Source organism: Streptomyces sp. NPDC001219 (genome assembly GCF_053597915.1).
Genome location: NZ_JBSFJF010000003.1, coordinates 172,232 through 188,396 on the forward strand (window position 1 = coordinate 172,232; position 16,165 = coordinate 188,396).

Sequence of the window (16,165 nt, forward strand, 5' to 3'; positions counted from 1 at the left end):
GCTGATCGCCCCCGCCGGTACGTCTCGCCGCCGCCCGGTCAGGAGCAGTTGAACTCGCACCATACGCACTTTCCGCTGCCGCGCGGTTCCACACCCCAGACGTCCGCCAGGCGGTCGACGAGCAGCAGGCCACGGCCGGAGACACCGGCCTCGCCCGGTTCGCGGCGGCGCGGCAGGCTGCTGGAGTGGTCCTCGACCTCCAGCCGCAGCAGCCGCCCGACGCTGTGCGGCATACGGATGTTGACCACGGCCTCCCCGTCGGTGTGCAGCAGCGCGTTGGTGATCAGCTCGTCGGCGACGAGTTCGATCTCCTCGGCCCGGTCCGCCGCGCCCCAGGCACGTACCGCGGCCCGGATCATGTGCCGGGCGGCGGAGAGGCCCTCGGGGTCGGCGGGCGCGATGTGCTGGCGGAACCGTCCGACGATGTCGTGCTGCGCGGTGCCCAGGCGGCGGAGCAGCAGCAGCGCCATGTCGTCCTCGCCGGTGCGGTCGTCCGCCGACTCACAGAGCCGGTCGGCGAGTTGCTGGACGTCCTGGGGGCCGTCGCGGACCTCGCGGGCCAGCTCGCGCATCCCGATGTCGAGGTCGGTGCCGGGCTGTTCGACGATGCCGTCGGTGCACAGCAGCAGGGTGTCGCCGGGGGCGAGCTGCACGGTGGTGACCGGGTAGTCGAGCCGCCGGAACTCGGAGGAGATCCCGAGCGGCAGCCCGCCGGCCACCGGCAGCCGGCGGCAGATGCCCTCGGCGTGCCGCAGCAGCGGGTCGATATGGCCGGCCCGGACGATCCTGGCGGAGCCGGTGCTCAGGTCGGCGTCGACGTAGGTGCAGGTGGCGAAGCGGTCGGTGTCCAGCTCGTTGAGGAAGGCGGAGGCGCGGCCCATGACGGTGGCGGGGGCGTGCCCTTCGGCGGCGTAGGCGCGCAGCACGATCCGCAGCTGGCCCATGAGCGCCGCGGCCTGGGTGTCATGGCCCTGGACGTCGCCGATGACGGCGGCGACCCGGCCGTCGGGCAGCGGGATCACGTCGTACCAGTCGCCGCCGATGTCCCGGCCCATCCGGGCGGAGCGGTAGCGGACGGCGATCTGGGCGCCGGGGATGCCGGGGATGCGGCGCGGCAGCATGGCCTGCTGGAGGCCGGCGGCGAGGTCGTGCTCCTGGTCGTAGAGCATGGCGCGGGCCAGGCTCTGCGCGATGCTGCTGCCGAGCGCCACCAGGACGTTGCGCTCCTGGTCGCGGAAGTCGCTCTCCCGCTCGAAGAACAGGCCGATGACCCCGATCGGGCGGCCCTGCGCGATGAGCGGCAGGTAGGCGGCGGAGTTGACGTTCAGCGGCTCGATGGCCGGCCACAGCCGGGGGTACTTGTGCAGGAACTCCGCGCGGCTGCCCACATAGCGCGGGGTGAGGGTGCGGACGACCTCACTCATCGGGAACTCGTCCCCCACCCGCGTGTATTCGAGGTCGGGGACGAAGCTGCCCGCCTTGCCCTCGGAGACCAGCCGGATGCGTCCGGCCTCGACCAGGCCCAGGATCACGTTCTCCGCGCCCAGCCGGCTCAGTCCCTGCTCGTCGGCGAGCACCGCGATCACCTCACCGACCGTCCTGGCGTGTGCCAGCGCCGCGGTGGTGCGCTCGACGACGCTGGTGTGCCGCCGGCGCTCCTCGTCACCGGCCAGCCGCTCGGCCGCGTGGGTGTACTCGTGGCTGGCGTCGCGGACCACCCCGATGATCCGGCGGGGCCTGCCGGTGCTGTCCCGGCGGATGCTGCCCTGGCTGTGGGTCCAGCGCAGCTCCCCGTCGCGCAGCCGCACCCGGAAGTAGGCGCCGTAGGAGTCACTGCCGTCCTTGAGCGCCCGCGCGACCAGGGCGTCCAGACGGGCCGCCTCATGGGCCGGGACCCGGGTGTTGAGGGTGGCCGGGTGGTCGTCGTACTCCGCCGGGAGCATGTCGAACACCTCGAGGGCGGGCGGGTCCATGTGCATCAGCCCGCTGTCGAGGTCCCAGTCGAAGCCGCCCATGCCGTTGAGGGCCAGGGTCAGGTCCGGGTGGGCGGGCCAGTCGTCCGGCACCGACACGGTGGGCCGCTTCGCTCCCCGCTCAGCCATGTCGTCACTTTGCCACATTCACCCGGATTGCGGCGTCTCCAGCCCTTGCGCCCGATACCACTGCGGCAACCGCACCGAAGTCACTGACTCAACTCTCAGGTATCCCTCATTTCCGCACCACACCCCCGGCCATGACTGGCCTCTACCCACGCCCCCCTCTCCCGCCCATTGCGATGTTCTCAACACGCTGTTACGGTCCCGGACCATGGAAGACGCCCCCGGAGAGCGGGTCACCGACGACGCCGGAGAGGTCACGGACCGTGTCCGGCAGGTGATCGGCCGGCTCGGTTGCAGCCAGCGCGAGTTCGCCCGCCGGATCGTGCTGGACCCGTCGAAACTGTCCAGGTCACTGGGCGGAACCCGGCGCTTCACGCTGGCCGAGATCGTGCGGATCGCCGATATCGGCGCGGTGGACACGGGCTGGCTGCTCGGCGCCCCCGAGCGGCCCGCGGCACCGGCCGACCGCGCACCGGCGGCCGTGCCCGAGGGCGGCCGGCCGCTGCAGATCGTGCGGGAGACCGTCCGGCTGATCGCCGAGCACGGCTTCCACGGCGTACGGGTCACCGACATCGCCGCCGCCTGCGGCACCAGCCCGGCCGCCGTGCACTACCACTTCCCCGGCCGCGACGAGCTGCTGGAGGCGGCCGTGCGCTGGTGCATGGACGAGGACACCGCACGCCGCGCGGCGGGGCCGGCCGCGGCCCCCGACGCCCGTGCCGAGCTGCTGCATCTGATCGCGCTGCAGACCCCGCGCACCGCGCAGCAGCGCCGCCAGTGGCTGGTCTGGCTCGACCTGTGGGCCCAGGCCGCCCGCTCCACCGCCGTGGGACGACTGCACGAGCACTACTACCGGCAGTGGCGCACCACCGTCGCCGAGGTCCTGCGCCGCGGCGTCGACCAGGGCGTCTTCCGGACCGTCGACCCGGAGTTCACCGCGCTCCGGCTGACCGCGCTGATCGACGGCCTGGCCACCCAGGTGCTCGCCACCGCTCCGGACAGCACCGGCCCCGACACCATGCACGCCGCCCTGCTGGCCTTCGTCGAGCGCGAACTCACCCCCGCCTCCGCCGCCTGACGCCACCGTTCCCCGCCGACCGAGGCACCCACCCCAGCGAAGGGACCCCTGTGAACCACGAGGTCATCATCACCTGCGCGCTCACCGGCGCCGGTGACACCGTCCGCCGCTCCCCGCACGTCCCCGTCACGCCCGAGCAGATCGCCGCGTCGGCCGTCGAGGCGGCGGCAGCGGGCGCAGCGGTGGTGCACATCCATGTCCGCGACCCGGAGACCGGCGATCCGTCGCGGGACCCGCGGCTGTACGCCGAGGTCGTCGAGCGGATCAGGGAGACCGGCACCGACGTCGTCATCAACCTCACCGCCGGCATGGGCGGCGACCTGGTGATCGACCCCGACCGCCCGCTCCGCCAACTGCCCGGTACGGACCTGGTGAGCGGCCTGGAGCGGCTCCCGCACGTCGAGGAACTGCTGCCCGACATCTGCACCCTGGACTGCGGCTCGCTCAACTTCGGCGACGGCTCCAGCCTCTATGTCTCCACCCCCGACATGCTGCGGACGGGGGCGAGGCGCATCCAGGAACTCGGCGTGCGGCCCGAGCTGGAGATCTTCGACACCGGTCAGCTGTGGTTCGCCAAGCAGCTGCTGGCCGAGGGGCTGCTGGACGACCCGACGGTCTTCCAGCTCTGCATGGGCATCCCGTGGGGCGCACCGGCCGACCCCGGGGTACTGCAGTCGATGGTGCACATGCTGCCCGAGGGCGCCCAGTGGGCCAGCTTCGCGCTCGGCCGGATGCAGATGCCGTGGGTCGCCCAGTCGATCCTGCTCGGCGGGCATGTCCGGGTGGGCCTGGAGGACAACCTGTACCTCAGCAAGGGCGTCAAGGCCACCAACGGGCAGCTCGTCGAACGCGCCGTCCAGATCACCGAGTTGCTCGGCGCCACGGTCGCCACCCCCGACCAGGCACGCGCCCGGCTGGGCCTCAAGCCCCGGGCCTGACCCACGGCCGCGCTTCACCCCCCGCTCCCCTCCTCTTCCCCCCCTCCTCCTCGCCACCTGGAGCCGCTCCCCCATGCCCGAGACCACCCCTGCCCCCTGCGCCCCCGAAGAGGTGCGCCGTATCGCCTGTGTCGGCGCCGGAGTGATCGGCGGCGGCTGGGTCGCCCACTTCCTCGCCCGCGGCTACGACGTCACCGCCTGGGACCCGGCCCCGGACGCCGAGGACAAGCTGCGCCGCCTGGTGGCGGCCGCCTGGCCCGCGCTGGAACAGATAGGCCTGGCCGACGGCGCCTCGCAGGACCGGCTGACGCTCGCCCCCACCCTCGCCGAGGCGGTCGCCGACGCCGACTTCGTGCAGGAGAGCGCCCCCGAGAAGCTGGAACTGAAGCGCACCCTGCTCGCCGAACTGGCCGCCGCGACCCGGCCGGGCGTGGTCGTCGCCTCCTCCACCTCGGGCTACCCGATGACCGACCTGCAGACGGCGGCCGAGGACGCCGGCCGCCTCGTCGTGGGTCACCCCTTCAACCCGCCGTACCTCATCCCGCTGGTGGAGGTCGTCGGCGGCGAGCGGACCGCACCCGAGGCCGTGGCCTGGGCCTCCCGCTTCTACGACGTGGCCGGCAAGTCCGTGATCACCATGGACCGCGAACTGCCCGGCTTCATCGCCAACCGCCTCCAGGAGGCGCTCTGGCGCGAGGCGCTGCACATGGTCGCCAACGGCGAGGCCTCGGTCGAGGACATCGACGCCTCGATCACCGAAGGACCGGGCCTGCGCTGGGCGTTCATGGGCCCCTGCCTGACCTTCGCGCTGGCCGGCGGCGAGGGCGGAATGGCCCATATGCTCGACCACTTCGGGCCGTCCCTGAAGTCGCCGTGGACCCGCCTGGAGGCGCCCGAGCTGGACCGTGCGCTGCGTGACGCCATGGTCGACGGCTGCCGGGAGGCCGCGGGCGACCGTACGTACGCGGATCTGGTCGCCGCCCGTGACCAGGGCGTCATCGACGTCCTCCGTGCCACGGGACGGCTGGGGAGCGCCCGATGACCGACGGCACACCGGGCGGCCCGCCCCTCCTCCGCCAGACGGTCCGGGACGAGTGGATCGACTACAACGGCCATCTCAGCGAGGCCTACTACGTCCTGGTCTTCGGCTTCGCGACCGACGCCCTCATGGACACGGCCGGCCTCGACGCCGCCTACCGCGAGCGCACCGGCTGCTCCCTCTACACGGTCGAGGCCCATGTCCGCTACCTCCGCGAGGTCGCCCGCGAGAGCGAACTCACCGTGCGGACCACGGTGCTGGGCGCGGACGGCAAGAAGCTCCGCTTCGTCCACGAGATGTTCGCCGGCGCCCCCTCCGGTGAACCGGTGGCCACCGAGGAGCTGTTCACCCTCCACATCGACCAGGCGACCGGACGCGCGGCCGCCCTTCCGGACACGGCGCGCGCCCGCCTCTCCGCCCTCGTCGCTCCGGCACCGGCGTGGGCGGGGCGGGGAATCCGCGACGTGTGAGAGCAGCGGAGACGTACGGACCGCCGTCCGGCCCCGGGCCCGTGCCCCCGGCGCCCGCTCCCTCCCGGCCAGCCTCCGCCCCCTCCCGGTGCGATGCTGGACCGGGAGGGGCACCGTTCCCCGCCACCGGAGGGAAGTGACCATGAGCACCACCCGAGGCCATCACATCGACGTCACCGAAGGCACCGACCACGTCCGGGTCGAGATCGACGGGCAGCTGATCGCCGAGAGCCGCCGCCCGCTGCTGCTCGCCGAGACCGGCTATCCGGTGCGCTACTACCTCCCGCCCGAGGACGTACGCACCGAGCTGCTCACCCCGTCGTCGACCCACACGGTCTGTCCCTTCAAGGGCACCGCCTCCTACTGGTCGCTGGCCGGTGGCCCGGAGGACGTCGTGTGGGCCTACCCCGAGCCGAAACCCGGGGTCGCCCGGATCAAGGACCGCTTCTGCTTCTACGAGGTCGAGTTGGCCTGAGCCGAGGACGCCGGGCGCCCACGCCGCAGCGGGAGGAGAGCCTGCGCACCCGTACCGGGCGTCCGGCCGTACGCGCGCGGCGCGGCGCCCCCCGGCGACGCGGGCCGGCCGTACGGCGCACAATCGAGGGGTGAACGACGCGGACCGCCCCCAGGACCAGCCCCTCCCGCCCCGCCCGTCCGTCCCGCGGCGGACGGACGACGAAGGCGGCGATCCGGCCTGCTGGCTGGACCAGGTGTGTGACGCCTGCGGCCGGATCAGGGAACGGCCCGGCGGCGCGGTCTGCGAGCACTGCGGCGCCGGGGCGGCGGACGCCAAGGGCGCGGCGGACGCCGAGGCCGGTGACACCCCCGCGCGCGGACCCGCCCGCGACACCGGTTCGCGTCGGCGGGACCGCGACGAGGAGGGGCGGGCCCGTAGCGCCCGCCCCCGGGACGGGCTCGGCCGGCCGCTGCCGTACGGCTCCCCGGGCGTGGCACGGCAGCCCGAGGGGGTGGTCCGGACGCCCGCGCAGTCCCTGACCGAGGCGCAGCGGCTGCTGGACGACGGGATGCCCTTCCACGCCCATGAGGTCCTGGAGGACGCCTGGAAGACGGCGCCGGACGCGGAGCGCGAGCTGTGGCGGGGGCTCGCCCAGCTCGCGGTGGGACTCACCCATGCGGCGCGCGGCAATGCCGTGGGCGGCAGGGCACTGCTGGACCGGGGCGCGGCGGCCCTCGCCCCGTATGCGGACGCCGCCCCCTACGGGATCGACATCGCGGGACTGACCGCCTGGGCCCGGGACCTGACCGGGCGTCTGGACGGCCCCGGGACGGTGTCGGCGACGGAGAGCGCGCCCCGGCTGCGGGTGACGGGAGAGCGGGAGACATGACCGAAAGTCGCCCCACGGGGAACGGGGTCTGAACCACGAGGTCTCGACCGGAGAGCGTGGGCGCCGGCGACGTCGGGCGGTGACCGCCCCACGGTCAGCCGACGGCGCCGGGCTCCGCGGGGACACGCGGAGCCCGGCGGCGCTTCGTACGCACCACGGGCGACGGGCGACGGGCCTTAAGCGGTGCCTCCCGCCCGTCCGCCGCGGTCACGTGCCTGCCGTCGCCGGGCGAGCAGCGCGCCCAGCCCGAACGCCAGGACACCGGCGCCGCCCGCCCCCAGGACGAGGGGAGCCCGCCAGGGAGAGGCGCCGCGGGCGCCGGTCACGTCGGCGGCCACCGGACGGAGCGGGCCACCGTCCTCGTCGGTGGCGCGCACGGCGTGCAGGGTGCCCACCGGCTGGGCCGTGCCGGCGGTGCGGAAACCCCAGTCCAGCAGGGCCCCGGCCTCCTTGTAGACGCCGTTGTACTCCTTGGACTGCGGGTTCAGCACGGTGACCAGGAGGGTGCGGCCGTTCCGGCGCGCCGCGGCGATCAAGGTGTTGCCGGCCTGGGAGGTGTAGCCGTTCTTGACGCCGATGATGCCGGGGTAGCGGGCCATCCCGTGCGAGCCCACCAGCAGGCGGTTGGTGTTCTCGATCCGCGTGGCGCCCCCCGCGCCGGGGAACGTGGCGCGGGGGGTGGAGCAGTAGCGGGCGAAGTCCTCGTTGGCGAGCCCGGCACGGGCGAAGACCGTCAGGTCATGGGCGGAGGACACCTGACCGGGCGCGTCGTAGCCGTCCGGGGACTTGACGGTGGTGTCACGCGCGCCGAGCTTCCTGGCGGTCTCCTGCATCTCCTCCGCCGTGGTCCGCCAGCCGCCGTTCATCGCGGCCAGCACATGCACCGCGTCGTTTCCGGAACGGAGGAAGACCCCGCGCCACAGGTCACCGACGGTGTAGCGGCGGCCCTGCAGGACGCCGACGACACTGCTGCCGGCGCCGACCCCAGCGAGGTCGGCGGAGCTGACCCGCCGTACCGTGCCGGACGAGAACTTCGGCAGGACGGTCACCGCGAACAGCGTCTTGAGGGTGCTGGCCGGGGCGAGCCTGCGGTGCGGGCTCTTGGCGGCCAGCACGTTGCCGGTGTCCGCGTCGGCCACCATCCAGGACAGCGCGGACAGCCCGCTGGGCAGCCTCGCGGTACCGGGGTCGGCCGGTGCCTGTACCCCACTGCGGGCCGCGGCGGGCTGACGGGCCGTCGCTCCGTTGGCCACGGCCGGTATCGACGTCAGCGACACACCGGCGACGGCGAGCAGCGCCACCGCACCGGCCTTCCTGGACACACGCGCGTCAATTGCCATGGCGTCACGCTAAGAAGTGCCGCCGCGGTCCGCAGCGCGGTTGAGCCAGACGGCTCAGGACCACGCCGGGCACCCGGGCGTGTCGCAACTGCAACAGGTGCAAAGAAGGACCCGCCCGGTGCGACGGGGGATGCACACCGGGCGGGTCTCAGGAACCTTTCTACCTCATGAGCGAACGGTTATGCCTCAAAAACCTGTTCGTTCGTCGATTACCAGGTGACGGGCAGCGAAATCAGGCCACGCACCCGAAGTGACCTCCGGTACCGCAAATCACCACGCGGGACGGCCAGTCGAAGCCCCGGGAAGCGGCCGAGGAGCGCGTCGAGCGCGGTGACGACCTCCATCCGGGCGAGCGCGGCGCCGAGGCAGTGATGGATGCCGTGCCCCATCGCGAGCTGCCCGGAGAGGTCCCGGCCGGGGTCGAACGTGTCCGGTTCGGGGAAGCGCGCGGGGTCACGGTTCGCGGAAGCGATCGACAGCAGCACACTCTCCCCGGCCGCGATCCGTACGCCACCGATCTCGATGTCCTCCTTGGGGAAGCGGCGGATGGCCAGCGGATAGGGGGTGTCGAAGCGGAGGAACTCCTCAACGGCCGTGGGCAGTTCGGCCGGATCACGCTGCAACTGGGCGAGCCGTTCGGGGTGGTCGAACAGCGTGAGCACGCCGTTGCCGATGAGGTGGACGGCGGTCTCGTACCCGGCGAAGAGGATGAGGAAGGCGAGCGAGGTCAGTTCGTCCTCGGTCAGCCGGTCACCTTCCTCGCCGGGGGCCTCCTCGGCACGCACCGCGATCAGGTCCGAGAGCAGGTCCTCGCCCGGCTCGGCGCGCTTGGCGGCGATCAGGCCGGTGTAGAACTCCAGCATCGCCCCGATGGCCTCCTTCATCAGCTCCGGCCGGCTCGGGTCCGGGCTGAGGAGGGCGTCCGACCAGGCCCGGAAGTCACGGCGGTCACGCTCCGGGATGCCCAGCAGATCGCAGATCACGGCGATCGGCAGCGGCTCCGCGTAGTCGGCGATCAGATCCGCGCGGCCGCGCTCCGCCATCGCGTCCAGCAGCGCGTCGGCGGTCCGCCGCACGGGCGCGCGCAGCGCCTCGACCCGGCCCGGGGTGAAGGCCTTGGCCACCAGCCGGCGCACCCGGGTGTGGTCCGGCGGGTCCATGTTCAGCAGGTTCGCGTCCAGCGCGGGCGGCAGCGCGAAGCCGCGGTAGCCGGTGGGCGCGGCGTGCCGCTTGTCCAGGGAGAGCCGGGGGTCGGCGAGGGCGCGGCGGACGTCGTCGTAACGGGTGACCAGCCAGGCGGGGTTCCCGTCGGTTCCGGTGATCCGGTGCACCGGCCCGGCGTCACGCAGCGCCGCGTAGGCGCCGTACGGATCGTCGAGGAGGGGCGTCGTGTCGATGGGGGCGTCGGGGCCGGTCTCGGCGGTGTTCTGCATGAGCCGACCCTAGGGCGTGTGGCCCAACTACCCCTCCCGTGAACGCCGTCCAGCGACCTTCACGGGGGCGGCACCGGTCCTGTGGGCCGGTGCCGCCCGGGGTGGAACGGGCGGCCCGGACCCCCGTACCGGGCCACCCCGTCTGTGGTACTTCCTCAGCCGTGCGCCACCGCGCTCCGCTGGCGCAGTTCGGTGAGCACGGTCTCGATCAGCGGCGAGTGGTAGACGTCCGCGACCAGTGCCAGGTGTTCGTACTCCGCGGTGAGTTCGGCCGGTCCGGCGCCCTCGGCGACCACCACGCTGTCGGCGCCGTGGTCGGGGACATGGCCCACCGCGCGGTTCTCCAGGCCGCGGCGGAGCGCGGCGGCCTCCGCGACGGCCGCCAGCTGCCGGTCGTCGAGGGCGACCGCGCGGGCCCGTTCGCGGGCGATGTCGACGGCGTCGGACTCCACATGGCGCCGGATGCCGCGCTGTACGTCCCGGATCTCGGCCATCTGCCGGTTGGCCCGCCACTCCAGATCGGCGAACGGCCAGCGTACGGACCACGCCGCCGAGCCCATCGTGACCTCGGGGGTCTGCGCGGTGACGGTCCGCCAGAGCGGGGAGAGGCGGCGCAGCCGGCGCCACGCGGCGACCCGGGGGCCGGCCGCGGGCAGGGCGAATCCGGCGAGCACCATGAGCGCCGCGACCGAGGCGCTCAGCGGGGCGACGCCGTTGGAGAGCCACAGCGCCGGGTGGCCCGTCCAGGACAGGACGAAGCCGATGACCTTGCAGGCGCAGTAGACCAGGCCCAGCCAGCAGCCGGCGGCCAGGACGCGCAGACCGCGCGCCAGGTGCGTACCGCCGAGCTGTGCGGCGTAGCGGGGGCAGAGCGTCCCCAGGGCCGCCGAACTCAGTCCGAAAATGGCCAGATACAGCACCAGGAAGAGCATGACGCCCGGGGAGTCGGTGTAGGCGGTGCTGAAGTCGCGGGGGTGCTCGACGGCGTCCGGCCGGCCGACCACGAATCCGGCGACCGCCACCGCCCACAGCGCGGCCACCGTCCCGACGGCGGCCCGTGCCCTGGTGCGGGCGCGGGCCCGCGCCGCCGCGCCCTCGCCCGCGGTCCACCGCAGCAGCAGCACCAGCGCCCCCGCGGCGAACACCACGACGGAGGAGTAGAGGAAGACCATGGCGAGGTTGGCCACGCCCGTCAGCCGGTCGAAGGCGCGGTAGAGGCTGGGCGCCGAGAAGAGGAAGACCGTCGCCACCCCGCCGGTCATCACACAGGCCAGCCCCAGGTCGGCGTTGCTGCGGTCCCGGAACCAGGCCACGGACTTGTATCCGACGATCGCCCAGGCGGCGACCCCGAAGGACAGATAGATGACGTCAAACACGCGGGCCCCCGTCCCCGGCCGCACCCGCTCCGACGCCGCCGGTCCCCTCGTCGCCGGCCGCATTCTCCCGCCGCCGGATGTGCTGCAGCGCGGGCCCGAGCGCCGCCGCCAGCTCGGCCGCCCGTCCCTCCAGGGGGAGTTCACGCTCGGTCGCGGAGGGCGCCACCCGCTCCATCAGCAGGGTGCCGAGCACTTCGGTCTCCCGCTCGGCGAGGTTGTCGTAGCCGTGGTGCCGGGCGAAGCCGGTGGTCAGGCCCATCCTCCGCATGGCGGTGGCGACGTCGACCGACGGGGTCCACAGCTTCAGCGCGTCCTCGGTGACGGCCGGGTCCTGGCCGTGTCCCAGCAGGAGATGGCCGAGCTCGTGGAGCACGATGTGCGCCTGGTGCCACGGGGAGGTCTTGAGTTCGTAGAAGACCCAGTAGCCGTCGTCGGTGACGGCCGTCATCCCCGAGACCACCCCGCCCAGGCTCATCGGCACCAGGTGGACGGGCCGCGCCACCCGCGCGGCGACGATGTCGCACATGCCGCGCAGGTCCGTCGTGGCCGGCAGCCCCAGCTCCTTGATGAGCCGCTTGCACCGCCGGCGTATCTGCCCCACTCGCATGCTCGTCCCGTCCTCGTGTCCGGCCCGCTGCCAGGAAGAGAAGATCTGGCCGCGCTCGGCGGTCCGCGTCGTTTCACTCACCGCGGCGCTCACCGCCCTGCTCCGGCGGATCGGCCGGCAGGTTCATCTGCTGCCGGAACTGGCCGATGATCGTCGTCAGGCTGTCCTGCACCTCCGGCGGCAGCCCGACGGAGCGCAGCGCGATCGCGCGCACCCGCTGGTCCCGCATCGCGGCCAGGAAGCGGACCTCCTCCTCCACCCGCGCGGCCTGCGGCTGCGAGAGGTCCCCCAGCAGATAGCCGACCGGTACGGCGAAGAACTTGGCCAGCGCCCGCAGCAGCTCCGGACTCGGGTTCGTACGCCGGCCGTTGCGCAGCATGGACAGATACTGCTCGGTGACCCCGACCCCGCCGTACTCCGCCGCTCCCCCGCTGATCTCCTCGGCCACGAAGGCGTTGGTGTACGGGGCTCCCGGCGGATGCATGTTGGCGAAGAGATGGTTGAGCCGCTCCGCGAGCACACTGCCCGCCCCCTTGGACCGGCCGTCTCCCCCCACGCCCATGTCTACCGTCCCCCATTGGTTGAGCCCAACGAACAGTTAAGGCTCCGTCACCTCACCGTCATCCTGTCACGCCAGGAACAGGGTGCACCAGTCCACTTACGGACAGTAGGGGCCGCCGGACTTAACCGGGAGTTGAGCACCGAAGGCCGCAGCTCACAGAGCGTCACACGAACTCCCCCACTCAGGCCGCACCGCGCGGCGAAGGGGCTCCGCCATCGACTTCCCTACTCGATCGATCGAGTAGGGCGCACCTACCCGTTCAAGCAGTACCGGCAGGGGCGGAGGAGCGCTTGACTTCCTGGCGGACACCGCGATCGGCACGGGAATCCCACGGAACTCCGGCCGACATGCGCCGCCGGACCACACCGCAGTCATGCCGAACCACACCGCAGTCATCTGGAAGCGGAGATCTCTCCATGCCCGCAAAAGACAGGACCCGTACTTTCTCCTTCTCGGTGATCCTCGTCAGCATCGTGACCGTCATGGCGCACACGGCGCTGCCCACTCCCCTGTACGCGCTCTACAGCGAGGAGTTCGGGCTCACCACTCTCCAGGTGACCGAGGTCTACGCGGTCTATGCGCTGGGCGTGACCGCGGCACTGGTGTTCTTCAACTCCCTTTCCCACACGATCGGCCGCCGCCTCCTGCTCCTCGTCGGCCTGCTCTGCAGTGCGGCGTCGAACGCCGTGTTCCTGAGCGCCGATTCAGTCGGTTCCCTCTTCGCGGCCCGGCTCCTGACCGGGCTCGCGGCCGGCACCTTCATGGGCACCGCCACCGTGGCCGCGGTGGAGGTCGCACCGCGCCGGCTCGCCCCGCACGCCGCCGTATGGGCCACGGCCGCCACCGTCTTCGGTCTGGGCATCGGCCCGGTGATCGGCGGCCTCGGCACCCAGCTCCTCGACGACCCCGAGCACCAGCTGTTCCTGTGTCATCTGGCCGTGGTCGTGGTACTGGCCGTCCTCCTGTTGACCACGCGAGAGCCGCTGGCCCGCGACGATCGGGTGCCGTTCCGGTGGACGGCCCCGAAACCACCGTCAGCGGACCGTTCCACCTACGCCGGACTCACCCTGATCGGCGTCTCCGGCATGGCGACGCTCGGCCTGCTCGCCGGCCTCACCCCGCACGTCCTCGGCACCTTCGCCCCACACTCCGGCGGCCTCGCCTCCGGGCTCGTCGTGGGCAGCGGCTTCGGCGGCTCGGCGCTGGCACAACTGGCCTTCCGGCGGCTGACGATCACCCGCGGACTCGCCTCCGGCGCCGCCGTCATGAGCGCCGGACTGCTGCTGCTCGGCGTGAGCATCGTCGTCGGCAGCGGCGTGCTGTACACCTGCGCCGCGGTGTGCGCCGGCCTCGGTCAGGGACTCACGATCGGCCGGTCCGTGCAGCAGATCTCCGCCCGTACGGCACGGGCCGAGCGGGTGAGCGCGGTGAATCTCTACTACGTGGCGCTGTACACCGGCGCGGCCGTCCCGGTCATCGCCCTGGCCTTCATCGAGAAGGCGTACGGCCTGTCCACGGCCGGTTTCTCCTTCTGCCTCTGCGCCCTCGCGTGCTGCGCCACCGGCATCGCCCGGCTGAGCCGGACCGGTCTGTGGCGCGGCGGAACACCACCCGGTCACGGTGTGGGCACACCCGCGACCTCGCTCGCCCGACAGCCCCGTCCTTGACGGCCCCCGTGGCGCCGATGACACTCCCCACGACTGGCCATTGGCATCACTGCTCACGTGGAGACCGGAGGGACTCGGTGTCGGCGCATCTCCCGACCGGCACCGGCAAACGAACATGTTCCATGAGGAAGGGCGCGGCGTCCCAGAAGGAGGCCCGACGTCGCACGACCGCGTGCACAACGCCGGGAGCGGGGGCACGGCGCACGGCGTACCCGAGCACCTCCGGTACGCGATACATGCCCAGCTGTCCGAACTCTCCGATCAGGCACAGCAGTTGTTACGGGCCGCCGCCTCGCTGGGCGAGACCTTCACCCTGCGGGACGTGGCCCTGGTCCAGTCGGTCACCACACTGTCGCTGCTGCCGACCCTCGACGAGGTCCTGGCCACCTCCCTCGTCCGCATCCGCGGCGACCGCCTCGCCTTCCGCTCGTCCGAGGTCCACCGGGCACTGGGCGACGACCTCTCCGGTCCACTGCGGCGCATCCTGCGCGGCGGCGTGACCGCCCCGGACACCACCGGCGAACCACCCACGGGGTATGCCGGCACCGACCCCCCGGCGTTCGCCCAGCACATGATGGCCTCGCTCCTCCTCGCCCAGGACAACCTCTCCAGGCCGCTCTCCCCCGGCTCCGCCACGGCGCTGCGCAAGGCGCTCATGGCCGAACTGGCCACGCGCGAGGACGAACGGGACCCGGCGGCCGAGGCCGACCTGCTCCTCGGCCTGTTCCGGCCGGACGAGCGGGAGCAACGGGCCCGGGCCTCCGCCCTCCTCACGGAGCACGGCACCGGCCCCGCGGCGGTCATCGCCACCGCCGTCCTGTCCAACCTGGAGTGGCTGTCCGGGCGCCTCGACGACGGTCTCCGGTGGGGGCACGAGGCCCTGCGCCTCGCCGGTGAGGCGCTGCCCGCCCCGTGGCGCCCGTACCCGGGGCTGGCCCTTGCCATGAAGCTCATCCATCTCGGCGAACTCACCGAGGGCGGCGCGGTACTCAGCCGCATCCGCCACGAGGCACAGCGCCTCGGCAACCGCGAGGCGCTCGCCGACTCCATGATCACGCGGGGCCGTCTGCTGATCGCGGCGGGCCGCACCACGGAGGCCGAGACGGAGCTGGTGTCGGGGGTCTCCCTGGCCGAGCGCCTGCGCGCCGGCAACTCGGTCACCCAAGGGGTCTCCCTGCTGGCGGTCACCTCACTGTGGCGCGGCCGGGTCGATGAGGCGGTCGACCACCTCTGGCGGGCCCGCAGGGAGAGTGTCTCCGGCCAGGCGGCGTTCCCTTCGGTCCGCCGGGCCTGGACCGACTTCCAGGTGGCGTCCACCCAGCTGGACCCGCGCAACGCCCTCGACCTGCTGGCGGGCCACCCCGGTCTGCTGGCAAAACCGCTGCTGTTCGTCGGCGACAACGGCGCCGCCGCCCACCTGGTGCGCCTGGCGCGGAGGTCCGGGGAGTTCTCGCTGGCGGCGACGGTCGTCCGGACGGCGGAGTGGCTGGCAGGGCGGAACGCGGCCCGGCCGGCCCTCGCCGCGACCGCCGCGCATGCGCGAGGCGTACTGCACGACGACGCGGACGCCCTGGAGTACGCGGCACGGGAACACCGCTGCTCGTGGGCCTCGGCATCGGCCGGCGAGGACCTGGGTCTGCTGCTGGGCCGCCGGGGCCGGGACGAGGCGGCGCGGCGGCACCTCCGTACGGCGCTGGAGCGGTACGCGGACATCGGCGCGGAGGCGGAAGTGGCCCGGCTCCGCATGAGCTTGCCGCCCTCGGAGCACGCCACCGGTGCGCGCGGCGGGCCCACCGCACACCGGTCGGCGACACCCGCCCTCTCCCCGTCGGCGGCACGGCCCGCGCCCCCGTCGCCCACCACGGAGCCCGAGGCGGTGACGCGGCAGCCCCGCACGGCCGCTCTCACCGGTGCGGAGCGGAGAGTGGCGCTGCTGGTGGCGGAGGGCATGACGAACCAACAGGTGGCCCGCGCGATCTCCCGCTCCCCCCACACGGTCAACTACCACCTGCGCCAGATCTACCGGAAGCTGGACGTGCGCTCGCGGGTGGAACTGGCGCGGCGGTTCCGTGTTCCGTGACGGGGTGACCTGAGGAGGCCGAGCGCCGCGGGAAGGGCGTATGACCAGGCACTTTCGCCGACCTACGCGGCCGAGCGGGCCCCCGGGAGCTGCCCTGACCGCCCCGCGCCCCCACTGCCGCGTCCAGGCA

Annotated in this window: 14 protein-coding genes; 8 read left to right on the plus strand and 6 right to left on the minus strand. The window is 73.1% G+C overall.

The window, feature by feature from the left end; genetic code table 11:
• Positions 1-38: 38 nt before the first annotated feature.
• Positions 39-2,102, minus strand: a complete 2,064-nt coding sequence (locus ACWC9R_RS03215) for a SpoIIE family protein phosphatase (RefSeq protein WP_450728523.1) — start codon at positions 2,100-2,102, stop codon at positions 39-41.
• A gap of 205 nt (positions 2,103-2,307) precedes the next feature.
• On the opposite strand from ACWC9R_RS03215, the gene ACWC9R_RS03220 reads away from it, so the two are divergent.
• From ACWC9R_RS03220 to ACWC9R_RS03245, 6 genes are all read left to right on the plus strand, one after another.
• Positions 2,308-3,177, plus strand: a complete 870-nt coding sequence (locus ACWC9R_RS03220) for a TetR family transcriptional regulator C-terminal domain-containing protein (RefSeq protein WP_450728525.1) — start codon at positions 2,308-2,310, stop codon at positions 3,175-3,177.
• Between the two features lie 50 nt (positions 3,178-3,227).
• Positions 3,228-4,115, plus strand: coding sequence for a 3-keto-5-aminohexanoate cleavage protein (locus ACWC9R_RS03225; protein WP_450728527.1), 888 nt, complete (start codon positions 3,228-3,230; stop codon positions 4,113-4,115).
• Positions 4,116-4,188: 73 nt separating this feature from the next.
• Complete coding sequence (locus tag ACWC9R_RS03230) at positions 4,189-5,157, plus strand: 3-hydroxyacyl-CoA dehydrogenase NAD-binding domain-containing protein (protein ID WP_450728529.1); 969 nt, start codon at positions 4,189-4,191, stop codon at positions 5,155-5,157.
• Entirely contained in the window at positions 5,154-5,624 is a 471-nt protein-coding gene (locus ACWC9R_RS03235; protein ID WP_450728531.1) for a thioesterase family protein, read from the plus strand. The genes ACWC9R_RS03230 and ACWC9R_RS03235 overlap by 4 nt, the downstream gene beginning before the upstream one ends.
• Positions 5,625-5,766: 142 nt before the next feature.
• Entirely contained in the window at positions 5,767-6,099 is a 333-nt protein-coding gene (locus ACWC9R_RS03240; RefSeq protein ID WP_450728533.1) for a DUF427 domain-containing protein, read from the plus strand.
• Between the two features lie 130 nt (positions 6,100-6,229).
• The gene (locus ACWC9R_RS03245) at positions 6,230-6,970 is read left to right on the plus strand and encodes a DUF309 domain-containing protein (RefSeq protein WP_450728535.1); all 741 of its coding nucleotides are present in this window, start codon (positions 6,230-6,232) and stop codon (positions 6,968-6,970) included.
• 176 nt (positions 6,971-7,146) lie between these two features.
• Here the strand turns inward: ACWC9R_RS03245 and ACWC9R_RS03250 are convergent, their stop codons facing one another.
• The 5 genes from ACWC9R_RS03250 to ACWC9R_RS03270 all read right to left on the minus strand — a co-directional run bounded on the left by ACWC9R_RS03250 (position 7,147) and on the right by ACWC9R_RS03270 (position 12,288).
• Positions 7,147-8,310, minus strand: coding sequence for a D-alanyl-D-alanine carboxypeptidase family protein (locus tag ACWC9R_RS03250; RefSeq protein ID WP_450728537.1), 1,164 nt, complete (start codon positions 8,308-8,310; stop codon positions 7,147-7,149).
• A gap of 209 nt (positions 8,311-8,519) precedes the next feature.
• Complete coding sequence (locus tag ACWC9R_RS03255) at positions 8,520-9,743, minus strand: cytochrome P450 family protein (RefSeq protein ID WP_450728539.1); 1,224 nt, start codon at positions 9,741-9,743, stop codon at positions 8,520-8,522.
• A 155-nt stretch (positions 9,744-9,898) separates the two neighbouring features.
• On the minus strand, positions 9,899-11,119 hold the full coding sequence (locus ACWC9R_RS03260; protein ID WP_450728541.1) for an MAB_1171c family putative transporter: 1,221 nt from the start codon (positions 11,117-11,119) through the stop codon (positions 9,899-9,901).
• On the minus strand, positions 11,112-11,720 hold the full coding sequence (locus ACWC9R_RS03265; protein ID WP_450728617.1) for a hypothetical protein: 609 nt from the start codon (positions 11,718-11,720) through the stop codon (positions 11,112-11,114). The genes ACWC9R_RS03260 and ACWC9R_RS03265 overlap by 8 nt, the downstream gene beginning before the upstream one ends.
• A 79-nt stretch (positions 11,721-11,799) precedes the next feature.
• Positions 11,800-12,288 carry a helix-turn-helix domain-containing protein gene (locus tag ACWC9R_RS03270; protein WP_450728543.1) on the minus strand — a complete coding sequence of 163 codons (489 nt, stop codon included), beginning with the start codon at positions 12,286-12,288 and terminating at the stop codon, positions 11,800-11,802.
• Between the two features lie 416 nt (positions 12,289-12,704).
• Between ACWC9R_RS03270 and ACWC9R_RS03275 the strand changes: the two genes are divergently transcribed.
• Both ACWC9R_RS03275 and ACWC9R_RS03280 read left to right on the plus strand, forming a co-directional pair.
• Complete coding sequence (locus tag ACWC9R_RS03275; protein WP_450728545.1) at positions 12,705-13,955, plus strand: MFS transporter; 1,251 nt, start codon at positions 12,705-12,707, stop codon at positions 13,953-13,955.
• Positions 13,956-14,127: 172 nt separating this feature from the next.
• Entirely contained in the window at positions 14,128-16,035 is a 1,908-nt protein-coding gene (locus tag ACWC9R_RS03280) for a helix-turn-helix transcriptional regulator (RefSeq protein WP_450728547.1), read from the plus strand.
• The last annotated feature ends 130 nt before the right edge of the window (positions 16,036-16,165 follow it).

Coding starts and splice junctions, on each gene's coding strand:
- ACWC9R_RS03275 (WP_450728545.1), top strand. CDS start 12,705: ATGCCCGCAAAAGACAGGACCCGTACTTTCTCCTTCTCGGTGATCCTC.
- ACWC9R_RS03235 (WP_450728531.1), top strand. CDS start 5,154: ATGACCGACGGCACACCGGGCGGCCCGCCCCTCCTCCGCCAGACGGTC.
- ACWC9R_RS03215 (WP_450728523.1), bottom strand. CDS start 2,102: ATGGCTGAGCGGGGAGCGAAGCGGCCCACCGTGTCGGTGCCGGACGAC.
- ACWC9R_RS03230 (WP_450728529.1), top strand. CDS start 4,189: ATGCCCGAGACCACCCCTGCCCCCTGCGCCCCCGAAGAGGTGCGCCGT.
- ACWC9R_RS03240 (WP_450728533.1), top strand. CDS start 5,767: ATGAGCACCACCCGAGGCCATCACATCGACGTCACCGAAGGCACCGAC.
- ACWC9R_RS03220 (WP_450728525.1), top strand. CDS start 2,308: ATGGAAGACGCCCCCGGAGAGCGGGTCACCGACGACGCCGGAGAGGTC.
- ACWC9R_RS03255 (WP_450728539.1), bottom strand. CDS start 9,743: ATGCAGAACACCGCCGAGACCGGCCCCGACGCCCCCATCGACACGACG.
- ACWC9R_RS03270 (WP_450728543.1), bottom strand. CDS start 12,288: ATGGGCGTGGGGGGAGACGGCCGGTCCAAGGGGGCGGGCAGTGTGCTC.
- ACWC9R_RS03250 (WP_450728537.1), bottom strand. CDS start 8,310: ATGGCAATTGACGCGCGTGTGTCCAGGAAGGCCGGTGCGGTGGCGCTG.